Raw genomic sequence first — 13,185 nt, forward strand, 5'->3', positions numbered from 1 at the left:
TGGCAAGATAGGGCCCAGCCGGGCGCAGCAGCCAGCAGGCGGAAAGGCATCATGGGTTCAGCGGTACGAGTGTGCTTTGTCGGCGATTCCTTCGTCGCAGGAGTCGGCGATGAAACCCATCGCGGATGGGCGGGGCGGCTGGTCGCCCGGGGAATCGAACGGGGCCATGGGCTCACCGGCTACAACCTCGGTGTTCGCGGCGATACCAGCGCCATGATCCGGCAGCGATTCGAAGCTGAATACGCCGCACGCTTTCCGCCAGGGGACTACGCGCCAGGCGTGGTGCTCTGCTTCGGGGGCAACGACGTGATCCGCTGGGACGCGAAGCCGCGGGTGGCCGCCGGAGAACGGATCCAGAACCTCGAGGCCATCCTGGATGCGGCAAAGGAACGCAATTGGCCGGTTCTCATGATCGGTCCGCCGCCGATCGCCGATGATGCATTGAACGCGGAACTGCGCGAGCTGGATGCGCAAATGCGGGCACGGTGCGCATCGAGGAATGTGCCTTATCTAAGCGTGTTCGGGGATCTCGCGGAACATGAGCTGTGGCGCCGCCAAGTGGCCGCCGATGATGGAGCGCACCCGCGCGCAGCAGGCTACGACCTGCTGGCGGAGATGGCCAGCCAGGCTTGGGACCCCTGGCTTGCGGAACTGTGCAGCTAGGCTGGAGCAATGAACGGGACACCGCACCGGCAGCAGTATCGTGCACTGGCAGACGCCGAAGAAGAACTGGTCGAACTCGCCCGGCGGACCATTGAGGCAGCAACCGACGCGCCCGATGGCGGCGACGGAGTGCACACCATGGGTGCCGCGGTGCTGGCTGCCGACGGCGCCATGCACGCGGGCGTGAATTTCTACCACTTCACCGGAGGCCCGTGTGCAGAGCTGGTGGCCTTCGGTGCGGCCCGTGCGGCCGGGGCAAGGGATCCGCAGGTGGTGGTGGCAGTGGGCAACCAGGGGCGCGGCATCAAAAACCCGTGCGGGCGCTGCCGCCAGGTGATGGCTGATAGCTATCCGTGGCTGCGGGTCATCGTCGATACCCCGCACGGGGCGCGCAGCATCGGCATTCGCGAGCTGCTGCCGTTGTCTTTCGACTGGTTGGCCGAGCAAGCCTGAGAGCCTGATGCCCGGCTCAGCGCGAGAGGCCGGGCAAGGGCGAAGCGAGCACCACCCGGTTGCCGTCGGGATCCTGCAGCTGCACGATCCGTGCTCCGCCGCCGGGCTGCGGGCCGTGATGCCCGATGCCCGCATCCAGCAGGCGCGCGGCCTGCGCGTCGAGGTCGGCCACTTCCAGAACCAGCGTGCTGTATCCGGCACGGTCGGGCTCCGCGAAGACCTGGACTCCGAATCCCGGGGCCAGATGCCATTCGAGCAGCCCGTCCATGGGCCGCTGGTCCGGCGCCCGGTTGAAGAGCCGCGCGTACCAGTGCTCGGCTCGGGCCAAATTCGATACCGTGCAATTGCTGAGCATTCCCGTGAACATCTGCCTCGCCCCTTATGCCGCCGGATGCCGGCGCGTGTGGAACCATTCGACCACCGGAATGCGCCAGGATCAAGAACTTATCCGAATAGCCAGCGGATGATCGGGATGGGCACCAGGGCGCTGCCCAGCCGGGGACTCCACGGCAGGATCACCCTCCAGTGCCTGGCCGGTGGCTAGGGCCAGATCGCAGAGGTGGTCAAGCAGTTCGCGTACCGTCCAAGCGGTGCATGGCGCGGGAATCCTGGTTCATGATGATTCCGGTTTTCGGCCCAGAAGCACGCAGGTCAGTGGCCGGCCGCGGTGAGCAGGCGCTGCAGGCGCGGGCCGAACTGGACCTCATGATCCAGAGCCATCAGCTCGTCGATCGACGCGTGCAGCTGTTGCGCAGCGAGAATCGACTGGATGTACTGCCAATAAGCATGCAGCTCCTCGGCCCGTGTCCACCCCGGTGCCGGTTCATCCGGGCCCACCACAACCAACGCGGTTTCGCGGATTCCGGCCGGCGTCACCTGCGCCCATTCTTCGCTGCTGGACCATCCGCGGTCGTCGAGCACCACGATGAATAGCCCGTCGTCCAGTTGGGCCTGGAGGAGCACACGGACCCTTGCCTGCTTGCTGCCTGGCTCGGCTTCCGCCCAGCTGGCGAGCTTTTCAATGGTGCGCATCGCGCCCTTCCCGTAAATGCCAGATTGCGTTCAGCTCGCATACAACATTAGAGCTAAGGTTCAAGGTAAAGGCTCGCCGTGGAAGAACCCAAAAAACCAAGATCTTTTGCTTCGACCGATAACCTTGAAAAGAGCTTACAGCTCGAAGAATCAGGTTTATCGAACGGGAAGTGTGGTTTACCCATCGTGAGCGAGGAACAGGGAAACAAGCACCGCGGAGCGGGGATGCTCAAGGAGCCTCGCCCAGTGGGTCCTACTGGCAAGCCATTGACAGATTTCCCCGTGCCAGCACCGTTGCCATCGCACGGCCCGGCACGCGTGATCGCCATGGTGAACCAGAAGGGCGGCGTTGGCAAGACCACCTCCACCATCAATCTCGCCGCCGCGCTCGCCGAGTACGGCCGCAAGGTGCTGCTGGTGGACTTCGACCCGCAGGGCGCGCTGTCTGCCGGCTTCGGAACCAACCCGCATGAAATGGACATCACCGTCTACAACGTGCTGATGGACCGCAAGGTGAAGATCACCGACGCCATCGTGAAGACCGACGTCGAGAACATCGATCTGCTGCCAGCCAACATCGATTTGTCCGCAGCCGAGGTGCAGCTGGTCAACGAGGTCGCCCGCGAGCAGGTGCTGGAACGTGCGCTGCGCAATGTCATCGACGACTACGATGTGGTGCTCATCGACTGCCAGCCATCGCTGGGCCTGCTGACCATCAACGCGCTCACCGCCGCCCATGGCGTGATCATCCCGCTGACCGCAGAGTTCTTTGCGCTGCGTGCGGTGGCATTGCTGATGGAAACCATCGACAAGGTCAAGGACCGGCTGAACCAGGTGCTGGAGTTGGACGGCGTGGTGGCCACCATGTACGACGCCCGCACCCTGCACAGCCGCGAGGTCATCACCCGGCTGGATGAGGCCTTCGGCGACAAGCTCTTCGAGACCGTCATCAAGCGCACCATCAAGTTCGCCGACGCGAACGTGGCCGCCGAACCGATTACTTCCTACGCCGCCAACCACCCGGGCGCTGAGGCCTACCGCAACCTCGCCCGCGAACTGATTTGGCGTGGTGGTGCCCCGTAATGAGCGCCACGCTCAGCGAAGAAGCCGCCACCGATTCCACCACGCCAGCAGGAGCTGAGCAGGAATCGGCTGGCGGTTTTCGCCTTGCCCTGCAGAATTTCAACGGGCCCTTTGATGTGCTGCTGCACCTGATTACCAAACGCGAGCTGGATATTACCGAGGTCGCGTTGGCAGAGGTCACCGACGAATTCATCGCCTACCTGCGCGAGCTGCAAGCCACCAGTGCCGCCGAGGGGAGCGACGGGATGAAGGTGCTCGATGAAACCACCGAATTCCTCGTGGTCGCCTCCACGCTGCTGGATTTGAAGGCGGCCCGCTTGCTGCCGCGCGGCGAAATGGCCGATGAGGAGGACTTCGAGCTGCTCGAAGCCCGCGACCTGCTTTTCGCGCGGCTGCTGCAGTACAAGGCCTTCAAGCAGGCCGCCGAGTTCTTGGGCGAACGCTACGGAATCGAGGGAGCGCGCCATCCCCGCGAAGTCTCGCTGGAACCGCAGTTCGCTGCCCTGCTGCCGGAACTGGTGTTCAGCATCGGGCCCGACGCCTTGGCCGCGATGGCGGCCAAGGCGCTGGCGCCGAAGCCGGAACCGGAAACAGAGGTCGGCATCGGGCACCTGCACGGGGCGAACGTCACCATTGCCGAGGAAGCCGATGCGATCACCGCCCTGCTCGAAGCCCGCGGCACGCTGGCATTCACCGAACTGGTGGCAGACGCGGATGCGCAGCTGGTGGTGGTCGTGCGTTTTCTGGCATTGTTGGAGATGTTCAGGCAGAGAGCCATTAGCTTTGCGCAGGAAGATCCGCTCGGCCCGCTGCTGATCTCGCTGGTCCAGGAGTCCAGTTTCGATGCGCAGGCCGTGCAAGACGACTACGAGGGGAGTGGTGGTGAGGTGGATCATGAGTGAGATTGCACCCATTGACCAGCTGCCAGGAGGCCTGGAATCGGGCCTTGAAGCGGTGCTGATGGTCGCCGATATCCCCGTATCTTCGGCGCGTTTGGCCGAAATCTTCGAAGTCCCCACCGCCAGGGTTGCCGCCGCTTTGGAGACCCTTGCTACCGAGTATGATAGTAAGGATCGCCCGCGCGGATTTGAACTGCGTCGCGTCGCCTCCGGGTGGCGCTTCTATTCGCGGGCCGATTACGCCGATTTCGTCTCCAGTTATGTGCTCGACGGGCAGACAGCACGCCTGTCACAGGCCGCCCTAGAAACCCTGGCTGTCATCGCTTACCGACAGCCGGTCTCGCGTGGACGTATTTCGGCGATTCGAGGTGTCAACGTCGATTCAGTGGTGCGCACGCTGCTCACCCGCGGATTGATCACGGAGTATCCGGAAGTTGGGGATGGCGGAGCGACGCTGTACCAAACCACCGAATACTTCCTGGAACGACTGGGACTGGGCTCGCTTGATGAGTTGCCTGCGCTGTCCCCGTATCTTCCCGGGGTGGCCGACCTCGAATCGCTCGATTCGGCAACCTACGACGACTAGGTAGCTGCCAGCCGGCAGCTACAACGGACCAACCACGCGTGAAGCCCCAAGACTGGCGGGCTCGCGCAGCGAACACGTAACAGCAAGGGACACAGGCAAGCATGAGCAGGGGACCATCCTCAGGCCGCAACGATCGCGGCAACAATTCAAACTTCGGCGGCAAGCCAGCAGGCGGCCGCGGCACTACCGGTGGCAAGTCCTTCGGCGAGAAGCCATTCGGCGAGAAGCCGTATGGCAAGTCCGCCTCGGGCAAGCCAGGGGAAAAGTCGAATTCGGCCAAGCGCAACACCGCAGCACCGCGCAAGAACTCCGAGCGTGCTTTCGGCAAGGAACGCTTCGGCAACTCCGTGCCGACCAACTATGCGCGCCCGACCCAGCGCGCCCGCGCCCAGGCTCGTGCCGAAAGCCAGGCAGCTCGCGAGATCAACGGCGAGCAGCAGGACGGCATCCGCCTGCAGAAGGCCATGGCCAACGCCGGGGTGGCCTCGCGCCGCGTCTGCGAGGAGATGATCCTCGAAGGCCGCGTCGAGGTCAACGGCAACCTGGTCGTCGAGCTGGGTTCGCGCGTGGATCCAGCCAAGGACCGCATCCACGTCGATGGCATGCGCATCCAGATGAACCAGGCAAACCGCTACTTCGTCTTCAACAAGCCGAAGCACGTGATGTGCACCATGGATGACCCGGAGGGCCGCCGCACCATCGCCGACTACTTCAAGAACGAGCACCACTCGCTGCGCTTGTTCCACGTTGGCCGACTGGACTACAAGACCGAAGGCGTCTTGATCCTGACCAACGACGGCGAGCTGGCCAACCGCCTGCAGCACCCGAAGTACGAAGTCCCCAAGACCTACCTGGTGCAGATCCCCGGCCCGCTGCCGCGTGCGGTAAGCAACCAGCTGCGCGAGGGAATCAAGCTCGAAGATGGCTGGATCAAGGTCGATGACCTGAAGATCATCGCCACCACCCCGAAGCACGTGATGGTCGAGGTGACCCTGCACTCGGGCCGCAACCGCATCGTGCGCCGCATGTTCGACGCCGTAGGCCACCCGGTCCAGCGCCTGGTGCGCGTTGCCGTGGGTCCGGTGCTGCTGGGCGACCAGAAGCAGGGCACCATCCGCTCCCTGGGCAACCAGGAAGTCGGGCACCTCATGGCCATGGTGGGGATGTAGCCCATGGCGTCTTCTCACCTTGCAGGCCCGGTGCTGGTCATCGGCACCGGCTTGCTGGGCACCTCGGTGGGATTGGGCCTGCGCGCCAAGGGCGTGCACGTCTACCTGTCGGATATTTCGCCGACCGCTGCCGGAGTAGCCCAGGACATTGGCGCCGGGGTGCTGCTGGAGCACCAGCAGATCGCCCCGGAACTGGTCGTGATCGGTGCTCCACCGGATGTCACCTCCGCCCTGGTGGGCGACGCGCTGCTGGCCTATCCGAACGCGGCCGTGGTGGACATCGCCAGTGTCAAGGGCTCGATCCTGGCCGGCGTGCTGGCGGACGAGCGGCTGGGCGAGGCCGAGACTTCCCGCTATGTGGGGACGCACCCGATGGCGGGCCGGGAGAAGTCCGGACCGGCCGCGGCCCGTGGCGAATTGTTCACCTCCATGCCGTGGGTCATCTGCGCCCATGAAGGCGCGCAGGCTTCGCGGGTCAAAGCCGCCGAATCCCTGGCCATCGACCTGGGTGCGACCATGTACCGGATGAGCGTGGCCGAGCACGATGAGTCCGTCGCGCTGATCAGCCACTTCCCGCAAGCGGCCAGCTCGATGATCGCCTCGCGCCTGCTGAACGCCGAAAGCCACCAGCTGGCCTTGGCGGGCAACGGGCTGCGCGACACCACGCGCATCGCGGCCAGCGACGAGAAGCTCTGGATCCAGATCTTCTCGCACAATGCCGCCGCACTGGTGCCGATCCTGACCGGGATGAAGGAAGATCTGGACCGGCTGATCAGCACGCTGCAGAACCCGCAGGGCCCCGGCGCGCTGCTGGACCTCTCGCAGCTGATGACCGAAGGCAACGCCGGCAAGGCCCGGATTCCGGGCAAGCACGGCGCACCGCCGCAGGCGTTCGCGTTGGTCACCGTCGTGATCGATGACCGGCCGGGGCAGATCGCCCAGTTGCTGACCGAAATCGGCGACGCGCAGATCAACATCGAGGATTTGCGCATGGAGCACTCCGCGGGCCATCAGGTCGGCATGGTGGATGTTTCGGTCGTGCCCGGCCGGCGCGATGAATTGATAGATGTATTGACCAAGAACGGATGGAAGGTAGCCCAGTGAGCACCTTGAACAACGACAAGCTGGTTATTGCCATCGACGGCCCTAGCGGCTCCGGCAAGTCCTCGGTCTCCAAGGCCGTCGCCCGCAAGCTGGGCGCAGCCTACCTGGACACCGGCGCCATGTACCGTGCGATCACCTACTCGGTGCTCGCCGATGGCACCGATCTGTCCAACGCCGAGGCCATTGCCCAGGCCGTGCGCGATGCCAAGCTGTCCATCTCGGTCGATCCTGATGCTGAACTGGTTGAAATCGGCGGTGTAGACGTGACCGCGGCAATCCGCGAACCACGCATCTCCGAGCAGGTTTCCACCGTTGCCACCAACCTGGACGCGCGTGCCGAACTGGTCCGCCGCCAGCAGGAAATCATTGCGGCCAACACCCGCATCGTGGCCGAAGGCCGCGACATCACCACCGTGGTCGCCCCGGATGCCGATGCGCGCATCCTGCTGACCGCATCGGAAGAAGCCCGCCTGCGCCGCCGCGGCCTGCAGCTGGGCGGATCGCAGAACGAGTCGCAGCTGGCTACCCAGGTGCTGGCGCGCGATGCGAAGGACTCCACCGTGGTGAACTTCACCCAGGCTGCCGACGGAGTCATGACCGTAGACTCCTCGGACCTGGATTTCGAGCAGACCATCGACGCAGTGCTTGACGCAGTCGGCACTGCAACGAAAAACTAGCCTAAAGCTGGTGCCCATCCTCGGCGAGAGCCGATGAAGATTACGATCGCTGTGAAGGGAAAATCATGAGCGAGAACAACTCCACCCACGACGAGGAATACATCCCCGTTGGAGACGACGATATCGCCGAGCGCCTGGCCGAACTGAGCGAGGAAGAGGCCGCGGTTCGCGCCCAGGCCCTGCTCAGCGGACTGGAAGACTACGAACTGGACGAAGAGGACTCCGCCCTGCTTGCAGGCCTGGATAGCTTCGATGACGACGATGAAGACGTTGTCATTCCGCCGGTCCTGGCTGTTATCGGACGACCTAACGTCGGCAAGTCCACCTTGGTCAACCGCATCCTGGGCCGCCGCGAAGCGGTAGTCGAGGATACCCCGGGCGTCACCCGCGACCGCGTGTCCTATTCCGCCGAGTGGGTGGGACGCCCATTTACCATCGTCGATACCGGTGGCTGGGAGCACGATGCCAAGGGCATCCACGCCTCGGTTGCCGACCAGGCCGAAATTGCCGCCGACGTCGCTGACGCCATCCTCTTCGTGGTCGACTCCCACGTGGGCGCGACCGCAACCGACGAGGCTGTGGTGAAGATGCTGCGCAAGAAGGGCAAGCCGGTCTTCCTAGTGGCCAACAAGGTCGACGACTTCAACCAGGAAGCCGAAGCCGCCGCGCTGTGGGGACTGGGATTCGGCCAGCCATGGCCAGTCTCGGCCCTGCACGGCCGCGGCACCGCCGACCTGCTGGACGCTGTCATGGAGAAAATGCCGGCCCATTCGGCTTTCGGCGGCATGATCCCATCGGGCGGTCCGCGCCGCATTGCGCTGATCGGCCGTCCGAATGTGGGCAAGTCCTCGCTGCTGAACAAGGTGGCCGGCTCCGAGCGCGTAGTTGTCGACGATCTGGCCGGCACCACCCGCGATCCCGTGGACGAACTTGTCGAGCTGGGCGGCGAAGTCTGGCGCTTCGTGGATACCGCCGGTATCCGCCGCCGCCAGCACATGGCCGTCGGCTCGGACTACTACGCGTCGTTGCGTACCCAGACGGCGCTGGAGAAGGCCGAAGTCGCCGTCATCCTGCTGGCTGCCAATGAAACCATCTCCGAGCAGGACGTGCGCATCATCCAGCTGGCCATCGAAGCCGGCCGCGCGATGGTCATCGTCTACAACAAGTGGGATGAGGTGGATGAGGATCGCCGCTACTACCTGGACCAGGAGATCGAGCGCGACCTTGCCCATATCGAGTGGGCACCGCGCGTGAATATCTCGGCGAAGACCGGCTGGCACAAGGACAAGCTCGTTCCCGCACTGAATACCGCGCTGGAATCCTGGGACAAGCGCATTCCAACGGGCAAGCTGAACGCCTTCCTGGGCGAACTTGTCGCAGCCCACCCGCACCCGGTGCGCGGCGGCAAGCAGCCACGCATCCTGTTCGGCACCCAAGCTTCGGCCCGTCCGCCGCGCTTCGTGCTGTTCACCACCGGCTTCCTGGATCCAGGCTACCGCCGCTTCATCACCCGGCGGCTGCGCGAAACCTTCGGTTTCGAAGGAAGCCCCATCGAGGTTTCGATGCGAATCCGCGAGCGCCGCGGACGCAATCGCTAAATTTCGAATTTAGCCCTTCACTTGGTGTAGGCTAATAAAGGAGCTTTTCGCAGACGGCACCCTTGGTTCTCACGACTTGGGGATAACGGCTGCGAGGGCATCGGGCTATGGCGCAGCTTGGTAGCGCGCCTCACTGGGGGTGAGGAGGTCGCAAGTTCAAATCTTGTTAGCCCGACGATCCAATCGGAAAACCCCGTCGAGAGTTTCTCTCGGCGGGGTTTTGCCGTGCCTCCCCAGAATTCCACACCCACGGCGAAGATCCGGAAGATGGTCCAATGCAACGCAGATTCCAGCAGGTCGATGTCTTCGGCGCCACCCCGTACAAGGGCAACCCGCTAGGCGTGGTGCTCGACGGGCAGGGCCTGGATACCGAGTCGATGCAGGACTACTCGCTCTGGTCCAATCTCTCCGAGGTCACCTACGTACTGCCGGCCAGCGATGAGCGGGCCGACTACCGTTTCCGCATCTTTGCGCGCGAACGCGAATTCCCATTTGCCGGCCACCCTGCCTTGGGCACAGCGCGTGCCTGGCTGCAGGCCGGAGGAGTGCCGCAGGATCCGAAGCAGCTGGTCGTCGAGTGCGAAGCTGGTTTGGTACCGATCAGGATCGAAGGTGAAACGCTTTCCTTTGCTTCGCCGCCGGCTGTTCGAACCGGTGCAATTGCGCCGCACGAACTGACGGAAATGATCCAGATCCTGGGCATTGAGCCCGAGCAGATTGTGGATTCGCAGTGGACGGACAACGGGCCGGGGTGGGCCGCGGTGCTGCTGGAAAACTCGCAGCAGGTTTTGGACATCGCACCGCGGATCCCCAATAGGCCGGGACGCTGGAAAATCGGGGTCTTCGGCGCACTGCCGCAGTCGTCGGCACCGGAAAAATTCGAAGTCCGAGCTCTGGCCATCGAAAACGGGGGCTTGCGCGAGGATCCGGTCACCGGAAGCCTGAATGGAGCGGCCACGCAATGGCTGATGGCCACCGGGCACGCCACCGCGCCACTGGTCAACCGGCAGGGTGCGAAAGTCGGACGCGATGGGCATGTGCATCTGGACTTGGCCGACGGCCAGCTTTGGGTTGGCGGGGCCGCGAACGTCCTGATTGAGGGCATCATCGAGCTGTAGTGCGCAAAACCTTGCCTGTTGTGATGGCTTGGGCTTAGCCTTGAATGGTGGGAACGTTAATTCATGGAGTCCATTTCCTCTAGGCGGTAACCAGTGTCGAGCTTCGCTCCGCTGACGCCATATTCATTGCACCTTTGTGGTGCCCGCCAACCACCAGCACCGCACCGGCCCTGATTACTCGGCGAACCGGTGCTAGGCAGGAAACTCCCATGACCCAGTCCCAAAATATCCACCAGTCTTCCCAGCATGAGCGCGAAACCGAACCGGACTACGTATGCTCATTGCAAGGCATCGCAGTCAGTTTCGGCGAACGGGATGTGCTGACCGGCATCGACCTTGCAATTTCCGGTACCGACCGCATCGCAGTACTTGGCGATAACGGTTCGGGAAAATCCACGCTGATGCGCGTGATTGCAGGGAATCTCGAACCCGACCACGGGCAGCGGAAGATGAACGCGCCCGGTGCCGTTGCCTACGCTGCGCAGAACCCGAGCTTCGCTGCGAACATGAGCGTGCAACAGGTGATCGATTCCTATCATCGGCGCTTCCGTGAACTGGAAGGCTTGATGCGCGTCGTCTCGGCCAAGCTCGAAGATGCTCCAGAACCTGTCGCCGAACGTTTGATGAAGCAGCTGCAGCAGGTTACCGACCTGTATGAGGCGGCCGACGGCTATTCGCTGGCTCCGCGCCTGGATAGCGCCTTGGAGCAGCTGGGCCTAGGAGATCTGGATCGCCAGCGCCTTGTGTCCCAACTTTCCGGTGGGCAGCGATCCCGGCTGTCGCTGGCCTGTGTCCTGTGTTCGGGTGCGCAATTGCTCCTGCTCGATGAACCAACGAACGACCTGGACGAGGCGGCCATGAACTGGCTGGAGCGCACCCTGGATAAGCATCGCGGTGCGCTGGTGCTGATCAGCCATGACCGGATGTTCCTCAAGCGTTTTGCCCGATCCATCGTTGAGGTTGCCGACGGGTCGGTCGCGCATTACGGCAATGGCTATGACGGTTATCTGCATGCCAAGGAGCAGGAGCGCATCGCGATCCGCGTCGCCTACGAAAATTGGGTGCAGGAGCTTGAGCGTTCACAGAACTTGGTTGATAAGTATGCTTCACGCGTCAGCGCCATTCCGCGCAAGCAGGAGAAATCCAGTTTTGGACATGGAAATTTCCGGGCCCGCGATTCCAGCCATGGGTCGACCTCCAAGATCCGCCAGGCAAAATCCCGAATCGAAGACCTCGAAACCCACCGGGCACCCGAGCCGGCTGCTGAGCTGTCGTTCTTGATGCCCGGCAGCACCCAGGACCAGGCTGGTGGCGAAACCTTGCTGCAGGTGATGAACGCCTGGCGCGGCTCGGATCCGAAACTGTCCACGCCACGCTTCGACATCAAGCTCGGCGAGCGCTGGCTAGTCACCGGCCCCAATGGTGCTGGCAAATCCACATTGCTCAAAATGCTCGCCGGAGAACTGGAATGCGCCGAGGGGAAGATCGAGCGCGCTGCCAACTTGCACTGCGGTTGGCTCCGCCAGGAAGTCGGAATTTTTCCTGGCAGCACCCTGGTTGAAGCCTTCGCCGCGGCCACCGGCCAGTATGTCCAGGACGCCGGTGCGTCCCTGGCCCAGCTGGGCCTGTTTTCGCCGCAGGATTTCCTGCGGCACCCCATGGCGCTTTCGGTAGGCCAGCGCCGCCGCCTGGAACTGGCTATTGCGGTCAGCACCAAAGCGCAGATGCTGTTCCTGGACGAGCCGACGAACCATCTCTCACCGGCCTTGGTGGAGCAGCTGGAGTCAGCGCTGGCGGAATATCCGGGCGCCGTGGTCACGGTCAGCCACGACCGGCGCTGGCAGCAGAAAATGCGCGAGCATTCGGTGGTGCATCGGCTCGGGGTGGAAGCAGGACGCGTCGAGCTGATCAGGTAGCGCTGGAGTTCTGGCTTCTCAAGTTCAGTCCGCCATCAAACAGGTGCTGCGGGTCAGTTCTCTCGGACAGGGCACGCAGCCGGGTTCCGGTCTGCCCAGGCCAGGCGAGCTCGGCAGCCGAACGGCGAACGTCCGAAGAGTAGGCGCCGTACGCGCCGGTGCCCAGAACCTGCAGGGCAGCGAACGACTGGTCCTGCTCGGCGATGCCCAACGGGTGGATCCAGGTAGCTGCCAGCACTTCTTGATGCCGCGACCCCCAGGCGGTGGCGTGGGCCGGAACCCGGGCTACGGCACCGCCCAAGGCCCGCAATTCGCCGACCAGGCTGGCCCGATGGGCCAATGACTGCGCCATGGCATCGCCCAACTGCTCATCCGCCTGATCGACCAGGACATCACGCATTTTGATGCGCTGCTGACCGGCATGCGGCGAATTCGGGGCTGGCACGATCAGCGGATAAGGCACTAGCTCGGTGCGCGAATCGTGAAGTTGGGCCAGGCCCAGGGCCTCGCGCAAGACCGGTGCTGCCTGGTCCTGGCCATCATTCGCGAGGGAGCGGATCGGGAACCATCGGCGATCCTGCGATTTGCCGCGGATTGCGCTGCCACGGCCAGCATCATCCGCCCCTATCTGTCGGCCACCAAATGGAAGCCGTGGCTGGTCGGAGATATCTCGTCCTCGCGCGACTTGGAGATTGGCGGGAAGTTCAACGCGGTGCACGGAGCCTATGGGTGTTCGCAACTTAATGAAGAGCAGATGCTGGAGTATGCCGGACCCGAGTGGGAGCATCGGTAGCAGCTGGCATCAGTGATGGGCCCCGGCGCGAGGTTATTGCGCCGGGGCTTCTGCCCATCTGCGGCTTAGGGTGGCCGGCGCAGCGTGCGTGAAC

At 63.7% G+C, this 13,185-nt stretch carries 16 protein-coding genes and 1 tRNA gene; 13 read left to right on the top strand and 4 right to left on the bottom strand.

Going from position 1 to position 13,185, the window contains the following annotated elements:
* Positions 1 to 51 precede the first annotated feature (51 nt).
* Together ACIOTL_RS14365 and ACIOTL_RS14370 are read left to right on the top strand one after the other, a co-directional pair.
* Positions 52 to 663, top strand: a complete 612-nt coding sequence (locus tag ACIOTL_RS14365; RefSeq protein ID WP_400343250.1) for a GDSL-type esterase/lipase family protein — start codon at positions 52 to 54, stop codon at positions 661 to 663.
* 9 nt (positions 664 to 672) lie between these two features.
* Entirely contained in the window at positions 673 to 1,116 is a 444-nt protein-coding gene (locus ACIOTL_RS14370) for a cytidine deaminase (RefSeq protein ID WP_105662547.1), read from the top strand.
* 16 nt (positions 1,117 to 1,132) lie between these two features.
* Here the strand turns inward: ACIOTL_RS14370 and ACIOTL_RS14375 are convergent, their stop codons facing one another.
* The 3 genes from ACIOTL_RS14375 to ACIOTL_RS14385 all read right to left on the bottom strand — a co-directional run bounded on the left by ACIOTL_RS14375 (position 1,133) and on the right by ACIOTL_RS14385 (position 2,148).
* Complete coding sequence (locus ACIOTL_RS14375; RefSeq protein WP_105659044.1) at positions 1,133 to 1,483, bottom strand: VOC family protein; 351 nt, start codon at positions 1,481 to 1,483, stop codon at positions 1,133 to 1,135.
* Positions 1,484 to 1,552: 69 nt separating this feature from the next.
* Positions 1,553 to 1,723: a maleylpyruvate isomerase N-terminal domain-containing protein gene (locus ACIOTL_RS14380; RefSeq protein WP_105662611.1), complete on the bottom strand. Its 171-nt coding sequence runs from the start codon at positions 1,721 to 1,723 to the stop codon at positions 1,553 to 1,555.
* Positions 1,724 to 1,767: 44 nt separating this feature from the next.
* A complete protein-coding gene (locus tag ACIOTL_RS14385) occupies positions 1,768 to 2,148 on the bottom strand; it encodes a hypothetical protein (protein ID WP_332728413.1) in 381 nt (126 codons plus the stop codon).
* Between the two features lie 186 nt (positions 2,149 to 2,334).
* On the opposite strand from ACIOTL_RS14385, the gene ACIOTL_RS14390 reads away from it, so the two are divergent.
* The 10 genes from ACIOTL_RS14390 (at position 2,335) to abc-f (ending at position 12,298) form a co-directional block, all read left to right on the top strand.
* On the top strand, positions 2,335 to 3,231 hold the full coding sequence (locus tag ACIOTL_RS14390) for a ParA family protein (protein WP_013348536.1): 897 nt from the start codon (positions 2,335 to 2,337) through the stop codon (positions 3,229 to 3,231).
* On the top strand, positions 3,231 to 4,133 hold the full coding sequence (locus ACIOTL_RS14395) for a ScpA family protein (RefSeq protein WP_105659046.1): 903 nt from the start codon (positions 3,231 to 3,233) through the stop codon (positions 4,131 to 4,133). The genes ACIOTL_RS14390 and ACIOTL_RS14395 overlap by 1 nt, the downstream gene beginning before the upstream one ends.
* Positions 4,126 to 4,716 carry an SMC-Scp complex subunit ScpB gene (scpB, locus tag ACIOTL_RS14400; RefSeq protein WP_105659047.1) on the top strand — a complete coding sequence of 197 codons (591 nt, stop codon included), beginning with the start codon at positions 4,126 to 4,128 and terminating at the stop codon, positions 4,714 to 4,716. Before ACIOTL_RS14395 ends, scpB begins: the two co-directional genes overlap by 8 nt.
* 101 nt (positions 4,717 to 4,817) lie before the next feature.
* Positions 4,818 to 5,885, top strand: coding sequence for a pseudouridine synthase (locus ACIOTL_RS14405; protein WP_400343253.1), 1,068 nt, complete (start codon positions 4,818 to 4,820; stop codon positions 5,883 to 5,885).
* A gap of 3 nt (positions 5,886 to 5,888) precedes the next feature.
* The gene (locus ACIOTL_RS14410) at positions 5,889 to 6,989 is read left to right on the top strand and encodes a prephenate dehydrogenase (RefSeq protein ID WP_133834497.1); all 1,101 of its coding nucleotides are present in this window, start codon (positions 5,889 to 5,891) and stop codon (positions 6,987 to 6,989) included.
* Complete coding sequence (gene cmk, locus ACIOTL_RS14415) at positions 6,971 to 7,666, top strand: (d)CMP kinase (protein WP_105659050.1); 696 nt, start codon at positions 6,971 to 6,973, stop codon at positions 7,664 to 7,666. Before ACIOTL_RS14410 ends, cmk begins: the two co-directional genes overlap by 19 nt.
* 65 nt (positions 7,667 to 7,731) lie before the next feature.
* Positions 7,732 to 9,264, top strand: coding sequence for a ribosome biogenesis GTPase Der (gene der / locus ACIOTL_RS14420; protein WP_105659051.1), 1,533 nt, complete (start codon positions 7,732 to 7,734; stop codon positions 9,262 to 9,264).
* Between the two features lie 101 nt (positions 9,265 to 9,365).
* A tRNA-Pro gene (locus ACIOTL_RS14425) sits at positions 9,366 to 9,439 on the top strand.
* Between the two features lie 100 nt (positions 9,440 to 9,539).
* Positions 9,540 to 10,382, top strand: a complete 843-nt coding sequence (locus ACIOTL_RS14430) for a PhzF family phenazine biosynthesis protein (protein ID WP_400343255.1) — start codon at positions 9,540 to 9,542, stop codon at positions 10,380 to 10,382.
* 209 nt (positions 10,383 to 10,591) lie between these two features.
* On the top strand, positions 10,592 to 12,298 hold the full coding sequence (gene abc-f / locus ACIOTL_RS14435) for a ribosomal protection-like ABC-F family protein (protein ID WP_332487307.1): 1,707 nt from the start codon (positions 10,592 to 10,594) through the stop codon (positions 12,296 to 12,298).
* Here abc-f and ACIOTL_RS14440 read toward each other — a convergent pair.
* Positions 12,291 to 12,761 (bottom strand): hypothetical protein, encoded by a 471-nt coding sequence (locus ACIOTL_RS14440; protein ID WP_388025396.1) that lies wholly within the window; start codon positions 12,759 to 12,761, stop codon positions 12,291 to 12,293. The genes abc-f and ACIOTL_RS14440 overlap by 8 nt on opposite strands.
* An 18-nt stretch (positions 12,762 to 12,779) precedes the next feature.
* On the opposite strand from ACIOTL_RS14440, the gene ACIOTL_RS14445 reads away from it, so the two are divergent.
* Positions 12,780 to 13,091 carry a hypothetical protein gene (locus tag ACIOTL_RS14445; RefSeq protein WP_388025394.1) on the top strand — a complete coding sequence of 104 codons (312 nt, stop codon included), beginning with the start codon at positions 12,780 to 12,782 and terminating at the stop codon, positions 13,089 to 13,091.
* Positions 13,092 to 13,185: the final 94 nt, after the last annotated feature.

It is taken from the genome of Glutamicibacter sp. NPDC087673, assembly GCF_044743255.1.
Taxonomy (GTDB): Bacteria; Actinomycetota; Actinomycetes; order Actinomycetales; family Micrococcaceae; genus Glutamicibacter.